Origin of the sequence: Clostridium sediminicola (assembly GCF_050402865.1) — a bacterium.
GTDB lineage: Bacteria > Bacillota > Clostridia > Clostridiales > Clostridiaceae > Clostridium_AF > Clostridium_AF sediminicola.
In genome coordinates this window covers 128,805-142,592 of sequence record NZ_BAABMF010000002.1, presented here as the reverse complement: position 1 = coordinate 142,592, position 13,788 = coordinate 128,805, and the positions used below count along the sequence as shown (strand labels likewise).

Here is a 13,788-nt window from a genome sequence, read left to right as displayed (position 1 = left end):
ATATGATAAATAATAATGTGGTTGGAATACAAAATATAGGGATATATGTACCAAAAGAAACTCAAACTAGTGCATATATTGCAGATAAGTCAGGTATCCCACAGGATATAATAGAAAAAAAATTTGGAATCATAGAAAAACATAAAGCAGGTCTTAATGAACATGTTTCAGATATGGCAATAAAGGCAGCTAAAATTACGCTTGAGAATTTTGATCCTATGGATTTAGATCTCGTTGTTTATTGTGGTAGTGAATATAAAGATTACTATTTATTTAATTTGGCTGCCAAGGTACAAAATGCGATAGGAGCAAAAAATGCCAATGCTTTCGAAATACACTCATTGTGTTCAGCAGGTGTGTGGTCACTAAATGTTTTAAAGAGTATGATGTTAAGTAATTCTGATATAAATAACGTGCTGCTAATATCCTCTTCAAAAGAAACTGATTTAATTGATTATAAAAATGAAAGAGCAAGATTTATGTTCAATTTTGGAGATGGAGCATCTGGAGCCTTATTAGTTAAGGGCTGTACAAAGAATCAGATTTTATCAACCCATATGATAACTGATGGTGGATTTGCAGAGGATGTTGGGGTTTATGGAGTAGGCTCACAAAATTATTATAATTATGAAACTCTGAATTATGATTTAAGAAATTTAGACGTTAAAGACCCCAAATCCATGAAGGAAAGACTTGATCCCATATCATTGGATAATTTTTGTAAGGTCATTACAAAGGCAGTTGAAAAAAGTGGATACACAGTAGATGAAATTAATTTCCTAGCGTCTATTTTTATGAAAAAATCTATCCTAAACAAGGTACTTGAAAGAGTCCATTTAACAGAAGAAAACTCCTTCGTTTTAGAAAAGTATGGACATTGTCAATCTGCTGATGCATACATATCTTTAGTAGAAGCAGAGAAGTTAGGACGTCTAAAAGATGGAGATCTTACGGTAATGTTAGGTTCTGGTACAGGATATACATGGGCTGCTACTGCAATATTATGGGGAGAATTAAAATTAAAATAAGGAAAAGATTAGTATGAAAAAGTAGAGTACCTTATTTTAACCCTCTACCACAAGGGAAGCATATCAAAATCAATAATAGCATTATATTCTACAGCCATGAAAGGAACTATTTCAACTATAGTGCCTGCTTTAAGCATTGGAACAGGGGTATCTCTTTCTAGAAATGATGTAGATTATGTTGTAACAGAATATGGTGTTGCAGAATTGAGAGGAAGATCTATTAGAGAAAGAGTTAAAAACTTAATAAATATAGCACATCCTGAATTTAGAGAAGAATTGAAAAAAGAAGCTGAAAAAAACTTTATTTGTTAAATTTATTTGAAATATAGAAACTTTATTTTAATAAGAATTTTAGAGGGAAATTAATGGGAGGTTTTTTAATGAGACTAGATGGTAAAGTAGCTATTATTACTGGATCAGGTAGAGGAATAGGTGCAGAAACTGCAAAGAAATTCGTAAAAGAAGGAGCAAAAGTAGTAGTATGTGATATTAATGAAATTGATGTGAACATAATGGTGGAAGAGTTAAAATCCCTTGGTGGAGAAGCGTTAGGATTAGTTGTAAATGTTCTTGATAGAGATGCTGTAGAAAAGATGATTCAAGATGTTAAAGATAGATTTGGGAAAATCGATATTTTAGTTAATAATGCAGGGATTACCGCAGATGCTCAGTTATTAAAAATGAAAGAAGAAGACTGGGATAAAGTAATAGGTGTAAACCTTAAAGGTGTATTTAACTGTAGCCAAGCAGCAGCTAAATTTATGGCTGAACAAGGAAGTGGAGTAATATTGAATGCGTCTTCGGTTGTGGGTATTTATGGTAATTTTGGGCAAACAAATTATGCTGCAACTAAATGGGGAGTTATTGGTATGACAAAATCTTGGGCAAAAGAACTTGGAAGAAAAGGTATTAGAGTAAATGCCGTGGCTCCCGGATTTATTTTAACGCCAATGACTGATAAAATGCCAGAAAACGTATTAGATTCAATGAAAGGAAAATCACCTTTAAAAAGATTGGGATTCCCCGAAGATATTGCAAATGCATATTCATTCTTAGCTTCAGATGAAGCAAGTTTTATTACTGGTACTGTACTTAGTGTTGATGGTGGTGTTGTTTTATAATGGAGAATAGATTAAGAGAAGTAGCCATAATTAGCGCAGTAAGGAGGTGTTGCGGCAAAAGCTGTAATTGAAAGGGCAGTAGTAAAAGATTTGGATAAAATTTATACATGTCTAAAATTATTGGTATGTTGATATTTCGGACATGTATAAATTAAATTGCACATGAGAAACGAAATATTATAAGTTAATGGTTCTTTTCCACATAATTATGGCATCTTCACCGTTTTCATAATATTTTTTTCGTATTCCTTCTTCAATGAATCCGAATTTAGTATAAAGATTTCGAGCTGGAATATTGCTATCTCTCACCTCTAAAGTTATTGCAACAATATCATGCTTGTGGCACAATCTTAGAGCGGCTTGAAGCAATTTATTGGCAAGTCCCATTCTTCTGAAATAAGGATATACGGCAACATTTGTAATATGTGCTTCATCCATAATAAACCATATTCCTATATAACCAGCTAATTTGTCATCTATTTTTATACCAATGTAGTGAGCAAATTTATTGGTAACTTCGCTAAGAAAAGACTCTCTACTCCAAGGATGCTCAAAGCTATTATGGTTAATATCTACAAGTTCATCAATATGACAAGCATCAATTTTGCATATTTCAGTTTTATGCATTACTTTTCATCTCCATTTTTTTATCGTACTCCCTTTCGGCTTGGGATTTTTTTAGATAAATAGGAGCTAAACTAAATATATTTTCATTCTCACCATTTAATAATTTTTTAATACCCAATTCGCCTAAAGAGGACGCTTTCACCACATTTAAATGTATAGGTGCAAAAAAAGTATTTTCAAAATTATTATATAATTTTTCTCTAAATTTTGGTACAGCATCTCCAATGAAAGTCGTTGATTTTTCATTTTTTGATTGCAAAATGTTTATTAGTTCATCAATATGAATTGCCATATAGTCAGTTAATCTAACAAGAGATTTTCCTTCAAAAGAATATAGTGCGGTATAGACATTATCTCTTAGAGCATCCATTATTGGACAGATTATGCCCTGTGTATAAGCCATATTAAATGCTAAAGCATCAAGAGATGATATAGCAGCTACAGGTTTGTTTAAAGGTTGTGCTAAACCTTTAATAGTGGCCATACCTATTCTTAGCCCTGTGAAGGAACCTGGTCCTTTAGATACAACAAAACCATTTATCTCTTCAATAGTTAAATTCAAATTTTTCAACAAAACATCTATTTGACTCATTAAAACTACTGAATGTTGTTTTTTATCATTATAGGTAATTTCACCTAAGAGTTTGTTATTCTCTACCACGGCACAAGTAGCAGACGTAGTAGAGGAATCTACACTTATTACTTTCATAATTTTATCTCCTCTATATATTGGAATCTTTCACTAGTCCATTCTATTTTAATCTTTCTGAAATCTTCACCAAGTTGTGGAAGTTTATCTATATGAATTGTTAGTCTATCTTTTGGAAGAAGTTCTTCAATATAATTCGCCCATTCAATAACAGAAACAGCATCACTAAAAATATACTCATCAAAACCAATTGCAGAAATTTCATCAGGGTCATTTACTCTATAAACATCAAAATGATAGAATTTTAATCTTCCTAAATATTCATTTACAATTGTAAATGTAGGACTAGTAATATGATCATCAATTGAAAGTCCTCTTGCAATTCCTTTTGTGATGTGAGTTTTACCTGTACCTAAATCCCCAATCAAGCATATTATATCCCCACTATTGGCAAGTTGACCCAGTTGATACCCTATGTTGAATGTTTTATCTAAATTATCTACTATAAATTCCATGGTATTCACTCCATATGATTAAATTATTGATTCATTTGTTATTTTATCTTATAATGAGTAAAAAGAAAAGCTAAATACAAATAATAATGAATAACATAGAATTCACAATCATTGCAGAAAATTAACATAATTTTTATTATGTTAATTTTAAAAAAAGCTTGCGCGGTTAAAATTATTATGATATAATTAATTTCGTTGTGAAGGGGTATGGCTCAATTGGTAGAGTAGTGGTCTCCAAAACCATTGGTTCCGGGTTCAAGTCCTGGTGCCCCTGCCAGATTCAAAGACAGTAATCATAAAGATTACTGTCTTTTTTGCTGTGCAAAATTAAATTTATAACATTTTGTAATATCAAACTTGAAAACTTTAAAATATTATTTTAACAAGTTTAAGAAAGAGACAAAATAATTGTCCATCTATGGTGAACGAAAAATAAAGGTGGAATTATTAAAATATAGAATAATTACATCTAATATTAAAAATATATTGAAAAAAGTAAGATTATGATTATATAATAAGAGCAAGGGAAAATTTTATGGCACTGTACAAACGTTTGCGCAAATTTAATAATTTTAAAAAAAGGGGAGATTATAATGTGCATAAAAGCTTTTATATTTGACTTAGATGGAGTAATAACAGATACTGCGGAGTACCATTACCTTGCTTGGAAGAAAACCTCTGATACTCTAAATATATCATTTGACAGAGAATTTAATGAAAATTTAAAAGGTATAAGCAGAATGGATTCATTAGAAAAGATTTTGGAAAGAGGAGATATGCAGAATGAATTTTCTTATGATGAAAAAATTCAGTTAGCAACAGATAAAAACGATTTTTATAAGGAATTAATACAGAAAATAACTAAAAATGACTTACTTCCAGGCATAGAAGACTTATTGAAAGAACTAAAAAGAAGAAATATAAAAATTGGATTAGCATCAGCTAGTAAGAATGCTTTGACGGTTATTAAGGGGCTTCAAGTTGGAGATTATTTTGATTTTATTGCAGATGCTGCTATATGCAATAATAGTAAACCAGCACCGGATATTTTTTTAATGGCTGCTAACGGGTTAGGAATTGAACCAAAGTATTGTATTGGGGTTGAAGATGCGGAAGCAGGGATAGATGCAATAAATTCTGCAAAGATGTTCTCGGTAGGAGTTGGAGAAAAAGTATCAATGAGAAAAGCTGATATGATGGTATCTAATACAAATGAATTAAGTTTAGAGAATATAAAAAATATGTATAATTCTAAATACTTAACTAATAAGTAAGTTATGATTTTATTCAGGAAGAGAAAATTCTCTTTCTGAATTTTTTTTATTAATAATTTAAAAAAATTTACATTGAGATTATAAGAATAATATTATAAACTAAAAAAAGGAAATAAAAAAGGAGGCTATTATAATGGGAATACTAAGCGGACTAATGGGTAATGCAAGTGAAATTGATATTGAAAAAATAGAAAATGAATTTCAGCCGATACTTGCAGATATCGAAAGAGTAGAAAAAGCATATAAATTGGTAAGAGATTTGTTTGTGTTTACAAATAAAAGATTAATTCTTGTGGATAAACAGGGAATGACAGGGAAAAAGACAGAATATCATTCTATTCCATACAAAAGCATTACTCACTTTAGCGTAGAATCAGCTGGCCACTTTGATTTAGATTCAGAACTAAAAATATGGATATCAGGAACGAGCATGCCAGTGGATAAGCAATTTAAAAATGACAAAAGTATCTATGACATTCAAAAGACATTAGCAGATTACATTTTCAAATAAATATTAACTTAGAATTGGAGGCTTTTATATGAAATTTGATTATTTTATACCGACAAAAATTATGTTTGGACAGGGTAAATTGAATAAGTTAGCTAAAATTAAATTACCAGGTGAAAAAGCGCTTATTGTTATTTCAAACGGAACATCAATGCGGAAGAATGGATATTTAGATAGGGTTATCTCTTTACTAAAAGAAAATAACGTTGAAAGTATTGTTTACGATAAGATACTTCCTAATCCTATTAAATCTCACGTAATGGAAGGTGCTAAACTAGCTAAAGATGAAAATTGTGATTTTGTCATTGGCCTAGGTGGGGGAAGTAGTATTGATTCTGCTAAAAGTATCGCTATAATGGCTAAAAATCCAGGAGATTATTGGGATTACATTTATGGAGGGTCTGGTGGTGGAAGACCGCTCAAAAATGGTGTCCTGCCAATTGTTGCAATTACTACTACAGCAGGAACTGGAACTGAAGCAGATCCATGGACTGTTATTACTAAAGAGGATACAAATGAGAAAATTGGATTTGGAACTTCAGAAACATTTCCTCTTATTTCTATAGTTGATCCTGAACTTATGCTTACTGTACCACCACATTTAACTGCTTTTCAGGGATTTGATGCTTTATTCCATGCTGTAGAAGGTTATATTGCAAAAATTGCTAATCCTATGAGTGATATGTATGCATTGAAAAGCATAGAACTTATTGCAAAATATCTTCCTGTTGCTGTTAATGAACCAGATAATATAGAAGCTAGAACAAATGTTGCTTTGGCAAATACTCTTTCGGGTTTAGTAGAGTCAACTTCAAGTTGTACTTCTGAACATGCTATGGAGCATGCTCTTAGTGCATATCATCCTGAGCTACCTCATGGAGCAGGATTAATAATGCTATCGGAAGCTTATTATAATTTCTTTAGTGATAAAGTGCCAGAGAGATTTATAGATATGGCAAGAGCTATGGGAGAAGATGTAGGAATGTCAGAAGAAACTGATAAATCAAAAATATTTGTTAGCGCGCTTTGTCATTTAATGAAAAAATGTAATGTGAATAATCTCAAAATGTCCGATTATGGAATAGAAAGAAAAGAAATTGGAGATATTGCAAAAAATTCATTAGATACAATGGGAGGGCTTTTTAAAGTTGATAGATATAAATTATCTGTTGATGAGATTAAGGGAATTCTTGAAGAAGCTTATAAATAAGGGGTATATTGAGAGAACTTTAGAGGTTAGGTTGTAATAGAAATAAAAGACGAAGTTCTTTTCTTCGCAATTTATAATCATTGTGTATTGATAGTTTTTGAAAGGTGGGGAATTAATATGATTAATAAAACTATAGATATATGGGGAACAGGAAATTATCAAAGTGAAGGAACTGATGGTTTTAAGCCAACTATGGATACTTATATTTTAAGTGGAGAAAAGAAAAGACCTGCAATTTTGGTATGCCCAGGCGGCGGTTATGAATTTACTTCTGAGCGGGAGGCGGAACCAATCGCTATGAAATTTAATGCTGCAGGATACCATACATTTGTTTTGAATTATAGTGTATCCCCTAGAAAACACCCACAACCTCTTTTAGATGTATCAAGAGCGATGTGTATTATAAGAGAAAATTCTGAAGAGTGGAAAATTGATGGAGATAGGATTGCGGTTTGTGGTTTTTCTGCAGGAGGTCATGTTGCTGCAAGTTTAGCAGTTCATTTTGAAAAAGATTATTTGTTTAATACACTATTAATTAATAAAGGTATGAATAAACCTAATGCATTGATATTGAGTTATCCTGTAATAACGTCTGGAGAATTTGCTCATAAAGGTTCTTTTAAAAATTTGATAGGAGAAGAAGGAAGAGAAGAACTACGACAGCATTTGTCTTTAGAATTCCAGGTAAATGCAAATGTACCACCGACATTTTTATGGCATACTTTTGAAGATTCAGCTGTACCTGTTGAGAATACGTTGTTGTTTGCAACAGCTTTACGCAAAAATAATATTCCATTTGAATTACATGTTTACCCTGAAGGACCACATGGTTTATCTCTTGCCACAGAGGAAACAGGTAATGAAAACATGCCATCAATGCCACATGTTGCTACTTGGATAGAGTTATGTGTTCAATGGTTAGGTAACTTAGCGTTTAAAACAAAGAAAATAAAAACTCTTTGATTATCATAGAGTTTTTATTTGTATTAAATTATAAATATTTATAAATATTTTTTTGACTTTTACATATAGGTTGAACATATTTCTTTAAATGATAGACTATAGATAAGGAATAATAATACTATGAAATAAATATTATGAATTATTTATAGAAGGGGATAATATAATGGAAAAATTAGAAAAAACAATTTCAGAAATTAAACCACTTTATGAAGATATAATGAAAAAAGCTTGGCATAGGCTAGATAATTTAACAAAACCTATTGGAAGTCTAGGACGATTAGAAGAATTAGCGGCTCAAATCGCGGGAATTACCGGTGAAGTTCATAGTAAGATACATAAGAAAAATATCGTTATTATGTGTGCAGATAATGGTGTTATAGAAGAAGGATATAGTTCTAACCCACAAAATATAACTGAAATTGTTACTAACAATTTTACCAAGGATATTACAGGAGTATATGTACTAGCTAAACATGTAAATTCTGAGATGACTGTAGTTGATATTGGTGTTAATGCAGAGTTTAATAATGAAAAGATATTAAACAAAAAAATAGTATATGGAACAAAAAACATGGCAAAAGAACCAGCTATGACGAGACAAGAAGTTGTACAAGCTATAGAGATTGGCATAGATATTGTAGATGAGCTTGCCTTAGAGGGAGTTGATCTACTTGGAACAGGCGAAATGGGAGTTGGAAATACTACAACTTCAGCAGCAATTTTAACTGTATTATCAGGTTTAGATACCGAAATTACAGTAGGAAAAGGTTCGGGTCTTACAGAAGAGCAATACGAACATAAAAAAAGAGTAATTAAAAAAGCTATTGAAATAAATAATCCTGATAGTAATGATGTACTTGATGTAATGGGCAAAGTAGGAGGATTAGATATTGCAGGACTTTGCGGATGTTATTTAGGTGCTGCAAAAAATAGAATTCCCATTGTTATAGATGGATTTATTGCATCTATTGCTGCATTATGTGCCTATAGATTATGCAAGAGTTCAAGAGGATTTATGATACCTTCACATTTATCACAGGAGCCTGGGGCAAAATATATTATGGATGAGTTAAATTTGGAACCATATTTAAATTTGAATATGAGGTTAGGGGAAGGATCAGGTTGTCCGCTTGCCTTCAATATAGTAGAAGCAGCACTAACTATAATGAATAATATGGGAACTTTTGAAGATGCATCACTTAATAGAGATGATTATGTGGATATTAGGGAAAATGATCTTGAACAGTGAGTAGATAAGTTTACTAGGAGGAAAATTAATTGTTTATATTCGGTGTATTTGGAGCAGGGACAAAAGAAAAAGAAATAAAAGATATACAGAATATTATATGTAAAAGATGCAATAGTATGTCAGTTTATAAATTGAGTAAAAGCTACAACTATTTTCATTTATTTTTTATACCTGTATTCACTTGGGGAAATAAATACTATTTAAAATCAAGATGTTGTAAGACTATATTTGAATTAAATAGTGAAATAGGGAAAGATCTAGAAAAAGGTGAATCCTTAGTTATTAAGAATGATGATATGATTGAAGTTTATAGTGAAAATGACAATTATACAAGAAGAGTCAATAATATAAAATGTAGAGGATGCGGCAGAGAGATAGATTTATCATATACATTTTGTCCTCATTGTGGATATAAAAATCTATCATAGAGAATATGCATAAATTTTTATTGCAATATCCATTTTCTTGTGCTATCATTAAGTTATAAAGTTAATATGACTGAGGCAGAGATATGAGAGCCTTAATTTAGGAAATATTTTTCAAAAAATGTTTCCTAAATTAAGGCTCTTTTTTTATTTTATAAAGGAGGAAGAATATGTTTGATATTACAATTATAGGTGCGGGTGTTACAGGATGTGCTATTGCAAGAGAATTATCTAGGTATCAATTAAAAATTTGTGTACTTGAAAAAGAGATTGATGTTGCAAGTGGAACAACTAAAGCAAATAGTGCTATTGTTCATGCAGGAGAAGATCCTATTCCAGGAACACTAAAAGCAAAATTAAATGTTTTAGGAAATGAAATGTATGACAAGCTTTCAGAAGAATTAGACTTTCCGTTTAAAAGATGCGGATCTTTAGTTTTATGTTTTGATGAAGAGGATATTAGTAAACTAGAAGAATTGAGACAAAGAGGTTTGATAAATGGATTACCTGATACTATGGAAATATTGAAGCGAGAGGAAGCATTAAATTTAGAACCTAATTTGTCAGAGAGTGTAGTAGCAGTTTTAACACTTCCTACAGGCGGTATAACTTGCCCTTATGAAATGACTATTGCTCTTGCAGAAAATGCATATACAAATGGAATAGAGTTTAGATTTGAAACTGAAGTTAATGATATAATAAAAGTTCAAGAAGAATACTTAATGAAAACAAATAAAGGCGATATAAAAACAAAGTTAATAGTAAATGCAGCAGGAGTTTACGGAGATATTTTTAATAACATGGTTAGTAAGAATAAGTGCAATATTATTGCAAGAAAAGGTGAATATGTTTTATTTGACAAGGAAGTAGGAGATATGGTTTCTAGAACTTTATTCCAACTTCCAACTAAACTAGGAAAAGGTGTGCTTGTAACACCAACTGTAGATGGAAATTTATTATTAGGACCTACTGCACTTGATATAGAAGATAAAGAAGATTTTGATACTACTTCAGGTGGTCTTAATAGTGTTTTAGAAAAAGCTAAATTTAGCATAAATTCAATTCCAATGAGATCTATAATAACACAATTTGCAGGGCTTAGAGCTCATTCTGAAAAAGGAGATTTTATTATAGGAGAATCAGAAGATGCTAAGAACTTTATAAATGCTATTGGAATAGAATCGCCAGGTTTAACAGCAGCACCTGCAATTGCAAAGATGGTTGGAGATATAATAGTTGAAAAATTCCATCCTGAAATCGATAAAACTTTTAATCCTATAAGAGAAGGTATTCCAAAGTTCAGAGAAATGACTAATGAAGAAAGAAAAGAAATTATAGCAAAAGACTCATCTTATGGTAAAATTGTCTGTAGATGTGAAACTGTTACTGAAGGTGAAATTTTAAGAGCTATTAGAGGCCCTTTGGGTGCTACAACAATTGATGGAGTTAAGAGAAGAACAAGAGCTGGTATGGGAAGATGTCAAGCAGGTTTCTGTTCAAATAAAATTGTTGAAATATTATCAAGAGAATTAAATGTTCCTCCTACTGAAGTAACTAAGTTTGGAAAAGGCTCTAATTTTTTAGTAGGAAAAAATAAAAATGATGTAGAGTAATATAAGGAGGGTTATTGATGATTCAGTACGATATTGTTGTAATTGGTGGTGGCCCAGCAGGGCTAGCGGCAGCTATCAAAGCTAAAGAAGAAGGAATTGATTCGGTTTTAATTATAGAAAGAGATGGTCAATTAGGTGGTATATTAAATCAATGCATACACAATGGTTTTGGACTTCATACTTTTAAGGAAGAGTTAACTGGACCAGAATATGCAGAGAGATTTATTAGAAAAACTCAAGAATTAAGAATAGATTATAAGTTAAATACCATGGTATTAGATCTTAATAAAGATAAAATGATTACAGCAGTTAATGAAGATGAAGGAATAATCGAGATAAAAGCTAAAGCAGTAGTATTGGCAATGGGATGTAGAGAAAGACCAAGAGGTGCTATCAACATACCTGGTAGTAGATGTGCAGGAATATATTCAGCAGGAACAGCTCAAAAATTTGTAAATATTGAAGGATATATGCCGGGTAAAAAAGTTGTAATATTAGGATCTGGTGATATCGGGTTAATAATGGCGAGAAGAATGACTTTTGAGGGTGCTGAAGTAAAAGCAGTTGTTGAACTTCTTCCATTCTCAGGAGGTTTAAAAAGAAATATAGTTCAATGCTTAGATGATTTTGATATTCCATTAATGCTTTCACATACTATTACAAAGATAGAAGGTAAAGATAGGGTTGAAGGTGTTGTTATTGCAAAGGTAGATGAAAACAGAAGGCCAATAAAAGGAACTGAACAACACATTGAATGTGATACATTGTTATTATCTGTTGGATTACTTCCAGAAAATGAATTATCAAAAAATGCAGATGTTAAATTATCAACTATTACTGGTGGACCTGAAGTTGATGAAAAAATGCAAACGAATATAGATGGGGTATTTGCATGTGGTAATGTTCTTCATGTACATGACCTAGTTGATTTTGTTACTTTAGAAAGTTACCAAGCAGGTAAAAGTGCTGTAGATTATGTAAAAGGAAACTTTGTTGATGGAAACAAAATTGAGGTTGTTGCAACAGAGGGCGTTAGGTATACAGTACCTGAAACAATTAATCCAGCTAATATAGGAAAACTAATTGATGTTAGATTCAGAGTTGATAATGCTTATGAAAATAAATATGTTTCAGTTTATTTTGATGATATAAGAGTAAGTCATAAATTAAAGAAAGTTTTAGCTCCAGGAGAAATGGAAACAGCTAAATTGCCTAAGGCATTCTTTGATAAATATCCTGATTGCAAAACAATTACAATCAAGTTGGAAGGGGAGTAAATTTAATGGAAATTAGAAAAATGATTTGTATTGGATGTCCTTTAGGTTGTCCGCTTGAAGTAAGTTTAGAGGCAAATAAGGTTATTGAAGTTAAAGGAAATACATGTCCTAAAGGAGTAACTTATGCGGAAAAAGAATGTACTAATCCTACAAGAATAGTTTGTTCATCAGTTTTTGTAACAAATGGGGAGATTGACTGTGTTCCTGTTAAAACAGAGAATGATATTCCTAAAGGCAAAATATTTGATTGCATAAAGGCTTTAAAAGGTATAGTGGTAGAAGCACCAGTTAAAATTGGAGATGTAATAGTTGAAGATGTAGCAGGTACTGGAGTAGATGTAGTAGCAACAAGGACGATAGAAAATAAAAATTAGGTTAAAAGATTTCTCCAAATAATTTCATTTGAAATTTTAAATCGTCTAAAGCCATAATAAGAAAATGACCAGGTTTGACTTGGTCATTTTTATTTATTAGAAAAGTTTTTTTAAGCAATTTCTACATATAAGTGTTTGTCCATTATTTGCAGTGATAATTTGATTATCGGTTATTGTTTTACCACAAATTTCACAGCGTTTTCCACAACTAATATCATTTTTGAGTTTTCTTTTAGTTGAAACTGTGGATTTTTTATTTGGTGGTGGAGAATATTTCACAGGTTCTTGTTCTATAGTACTTTTCATTAGTTCATATTTTATAGTGTAAATACTTTCGCAAAAAAGTTCTAACTCAAATCTTGGATTTTCTCTGTCATAGAATTCTTCGATTATTAACTTCCTTACTTGGGCATCGTTTATTATTAATCCACTTTTTTCAACACCATCAAATATACTTTTAGGAATATTTGTGGTATCAGGATGTCTTTTATTACTTTTATAAAAAACTTTTAATACTGCTATCAGTGATTCTGTTAGACTGACTCCTGGATTTTGAACTCTTGCTTCATAGGCAATTTCTTCTTCATATAGTGCATATCTATCATGATATTTACCTGAGGCATAAGGAAGAATACTTCTACCATTCTTATTAGAAAGTTTGAAATTTGATTTTGTTATGGGAGAACCTTTAACTACAATTTTTGCATATTTTTTGTTCATATAATTCTTCCTTTCTAAAGATAAATCATACGAAAATTTAATCTATGCAAATCCAAAAGTTCAGGCACCAGTGAGTTTTGGATTTGCATAGACTTATAGTTGAAGTGATTTATCTATACATATAAATCTAAAGAAATTATAGCACAATGAGAGAGAATTTCATATTGTTGATTAATGGAGATAGTTAAAGTATAATTTATTTAGTTTAGAATATTTATAAATTGCGAAACAAGTT

General features: G+C 31.1%; 15 protein-coding genes, 1 tRNA gene and 1 pseudogene. 13 read left to right on the top strand and 4 right to left on the bottom strand.

Annotated elements, in window-relative coordinates; translation table 11 throughout:
* Positions 1 to 2 precede the first annotated feature (2 nt).
* From ACQ3F0_RS04420 to fabG, 3 genes and pseudogenes are all read left to right on the top strand, one after another.
* On the top strand, positions 3 to 1,028 hold the full coding sequence (locus tag ACQ3F0_RS04420; RefSeq protein ID WP_428863864.1) for a 3-oxoacyl-ACP synthase: 1,026 nt from the start codon (positions 3 to 5) through the stop codon (positions 1,026 to 1,028).
* Positions 1,029 to 1,094: 66 nt separating this feature from the next.
* Positions 1,095 to 1,340, top strand: a pseudogene (locus ACQ3F0_RS04415) (acetyl-CoA hydrolase/transferase C-terminal domain-containing protein); the annotation flags it as partial.
* A 68-nt stretch (positions 1,341 to 1,408) separates the two neighbouring features.
* Complete coding sequence (gene fabG, locus ACQ3F0_RS04410; protein WP_428863863.1) at positions 1,409 to 2,149, top strand: 3-oxoacyl-[acyl-carrier-protein] reductase; 741 nt, start codon at positions 1,409 to 1,411, stop codon at positions 2,147 to 2,149.
* Between the two features lie 177 nt (positions 2,150 to 2,326).
* Here fabG and rimI read toward each other — a convergent pair whose 3' ends face one another.
* From rimI to tsaE, 3 genes are read right to left on the bottom strand one after another with little or no spacing between them, the layout of a single operon-like run.
* A complete protein-coding gene (rimI, locus tag ACQ3F0_RS04405; RefSeq protein WP_428863862.1) occupies positions 2,327 to 2,776 on the bottom strand; it encodes a ribosomal protein S18-alanine N-acetyltransferase in 450 nt (149 codons plus the stop codon).
* The gene (gene tsaB, locus ACQ3F0_RS04400) at positions 2,769 to 3,485 is read right to left on the bottom strand and encodes a tRNA (adenosine(37)-N6)-threonylcarbamoyltransferase complex dimerization subunit type 1 TsaB (RefSeq protein ID WP_428863861.1); all 717 of its coding nucleotides are present in this window, start codon (positions 3,483 to 3,485) and stop codon (positions 2,769 to 2,771) included. Before tsaB ends, rimI begins: the two co-directional genes overlap by 8 nt.
* The gene (tsaE, locus tag ACQ3F0_RS04395; RefSeq protein ID WP_428863860.1) at positions 3,482 to 3,940 is read right to left on the bottom strand and encodes a tRNA (adenosine(37)-N6)-threonylcarbamoyltransferase complex ATPase subunit type 1 TsaE; all 459 of its coding nucleotides are present in this window, start codon (positions 3,938 to 3,940) and stop codon (positions 3,482 to 3,484) included. The genes tsaB and tsaE overlap by 4 nt, the downstream gene beginning before the upstream one ends.
* Positions 3,941 to 4,141: 201 nt before the next feature.
* Between tsaE and ACQ3F0_RS04390 the strand changes: the two genes are divergently transcribed.
* The 10 genes from ACQ3F0_RS04390 (at position 4,142) to ACQ3F0_RS04345 (ending at position 12,833) form a co-directional block, all read left to right on the top strand.
* Positions 4,142 to 4,217 (top strand) — tRNA-Trp (locus tag ACQ3F0_RS04390).
* 316 nt (positions 4,218 to 4,533) lie between these two features.
* Complete coding sequence (gene pgmB / locus ACQ3F0_RS04385; protein WP_428863859.1) at positions 4,534 to 5,214, top strand: beta-phosphoglucomutase; 681 nt, start codon at positions 4,534 to 4,536, stop codon at positions 5,212 to 5,214.
* Between the two features lie 133 nt (positions 5,215 to 5,347).
* Positions 5,348 to 5,725: a PH domain-containing protein gene (locus ACQ3F0_RS04380; protein WP_428863857.1), complete on the top strand. Its 378-nt coding sequence runs from the start codon at positions 5,348 to 5,350 to the stop codon at positions 5,723 to 5,725.
* Between the two features lie 28 nt (positions 5,726 to 5,753).
* Positions 5,754 to 6,932: an iron-containing alcohol dehydrogenase gene (locus tag ACQ3F0_RS04375; protein ID WP_428863856.1), complete on the top strand. Its 1,179-nt coding sequence runs from the start codon at positions 5,754 to 5,756 to the stop codon at positions 6,930 to 6,932.
* Positions 6,933 to 7,049: 117 nt separating this feature from the next.
* Positions 7,050 to 7,895: an alpha/beta hydrolase gene (locus ACQ3F0_RS04370; protein ID WP_428863855.1), complete on the top strand. Its 846-nt coding sequence runs from the start codon at positions 7,050 to 7,052 to the stop codon at positions 7,893 to 7,895.
* A gap of 163 nt (positions 7,896 to 8,058) precedes the next feature.
* A complete protein-coding gene (cobT, locus tag ACQ3F0_RS04365) occupies positions 8,059 to 9,144 on the top strand; it encodes a nicotinate-nucleotide--dimethylbenzimidazole phosphoribosyltransferase (protein WP_428863854.1) in 1,086 nt (361 codons plus the stop codon).
* A gap of 29 nt (positions 9,145 to 9,173) precedes the next feature.
* Positions 9,174 to 9,572 (top strand): zinc ribbon domain-containing protein, encoded by a 399-nt coding sequence (locus tag ACQ3F0_RS04360; RefSeq protein ID WP_428863853.1) that lies wholly within the window; start codon positions 9,174 to 9,176, stop codon positions 9,570 to 9,572.
* Positions 9,573 to 9,739: 167 nt separating this feature from the next.
* The gene (locus ACQ3F0_RS04355) at positions 9,740 to 11,182 is read left to right on the top strand and encodes an NAD(P)/FAD-dependent oxidoreductase (protein ID WP_428863852.1); all 1,443 of its coding nucleotides are present in this window, start codon (positions 9,740 to 9,742) and stop codon (positions 11,180 to 11,182) included.
* A 17-nt stretch (positions 11,183 to 11,199) separates the two neighbouring features.
* Complete coding sequence (locus ACQ3F0_RS04350; protein WP_428863851.1) at positions 11,200 to 12,459, top strand: NAD(P)/FAD-dependent oxidoreductase; 1,260 nt, start codon at positions 11,200 to 11,202, stop codon at positions 12,457 to 12,459.
* Positions 12,460 to 12,464: 5 nt separating this feature from the next.
* On the top strand, positions 12,465 to 12,833 hold the full coding sequence (locus ACQ3F0_RS04345) for a DUF1667 domain-containing protein (RefSeq protein WP_428863850.1): 369 nt from the start codon (positions 12,465 to 12,467) through the stop codon (positions 12,831 to 12,833).
* A gap of 96 nt (positions 12,834 to 12,929) precedes the next feature.
* On the opposite strand, the gene ACQ3F0_RS04340 is transcribed toward ACQ3F0_RS04345, so the two are convergent.
* Positions 12,930 to 13,553, bottom strand: coding sequence for a RusA family crossover junction endodeoxyribonuclease (locus ACQ3F0_RS04340; RefSeq protein WP_428863849.1), 624 nt, complete (start codon positions 13,551 to 13,553; stop codon positions 12,930 to 12,932).
* Positions 13,554 to 13,788: the final 235 nt, after the last annotated feature.

Bases quoted from the DNA above. Each gene is read 5' to 3' on its own strand.
- ACQ3F0_RS04355 (WP_428863852.1), top strand. From the start codon at position 9,740: ATGTTTGATATTACAATTATAGGTGCGGGTGTTACAGGATGTGCTATT.
- ACQ3F0_RS04380 (WP_428863857.1), top strand. From the start codon at position 5,348: ATGGGAATACTAAGCGGACTAATGGGTAATGCAAGTGAAATTGATATT.
- ACQ3F0_RS04340 (WP_428863849.1), bottom strand. From the start codon at position 13,553: ATGAACAAAAAATATGCAAAAATTGTAGTTAAAGGTTCTCCCATAACA.
- ACQ3F0_RS04345 (WP_428863850.1), top strand. From the start codon at position 12,465: ATGGAAATTAGAAAAATGATTTGTATTGGATGTCCTTTAGGTTGTCCG.
- pgmB (WP_428863859.1), top strand. From the start codon at position 4,534: ATGTGCATAAAAGCTTTTATATTTGACTTAGATGGAGTAATAACAGAT.
- ACQ3F0_RS04375 (WP_428863856.1), top strand. From the start codon at position 5,754: ATGAAATTTGATTATTTTATACCGACAAAAATTATGTTTGGACAGGGT.
- ACQ3F0_RS04350 (WP_428863851.1), top strand. From the start codon at position 11,200: ATGATTCAGTACGATATTGTTGTAATTGGTGGTGGCCCAGCAGGGCTA.
- ACQ3F0_RS04420 (WP_428863864.1), top strand. From the start codon at position 3: ATGATAAATAATAATGTGGTTGGAATACAAAATATAGGGATATATGTA.
- cobT (WP_428863854.1), top strand. From the start codon at position 8,059: ATGGAAAAATTAGAAAAAACAATTTCAGAAATTAAACCACTTTATGAA.
- tsaB (WP_428863861.1), bottom strand. From the start codon at position 3,485: ATGAAAGTAATAAGTGTAGATTCCTCTACTACGTCTGCTACTTGTGCC.
- fabG (WP_428863863.1), top strand. From the start codon at position 1,409: ATGAGACTAGATGGTAAAGTAGCTATTATTACTGGATCAGGTAGAGGA.
- ACQ3F0_RS04370 (WP_428863855.1), top strand. From the start codon at position 7,050: ATGATTAATAAAACTATAGATATATGGGGAACAGGAAATTATCAAAGT.
- rimI (WP_428863862.1), bottom strand. From the start codon at position 2,776: ATGCATAAAACTGAAATATGCAAAATTGATGCTTGTCATATTGATGAA.
- tsaE (WP_428863860.1), bottom strand. From the start codon at position 3,940: ATGGAATTTATAGTAGATAATTTAGATAAAACATTCAACATAGGGTAT.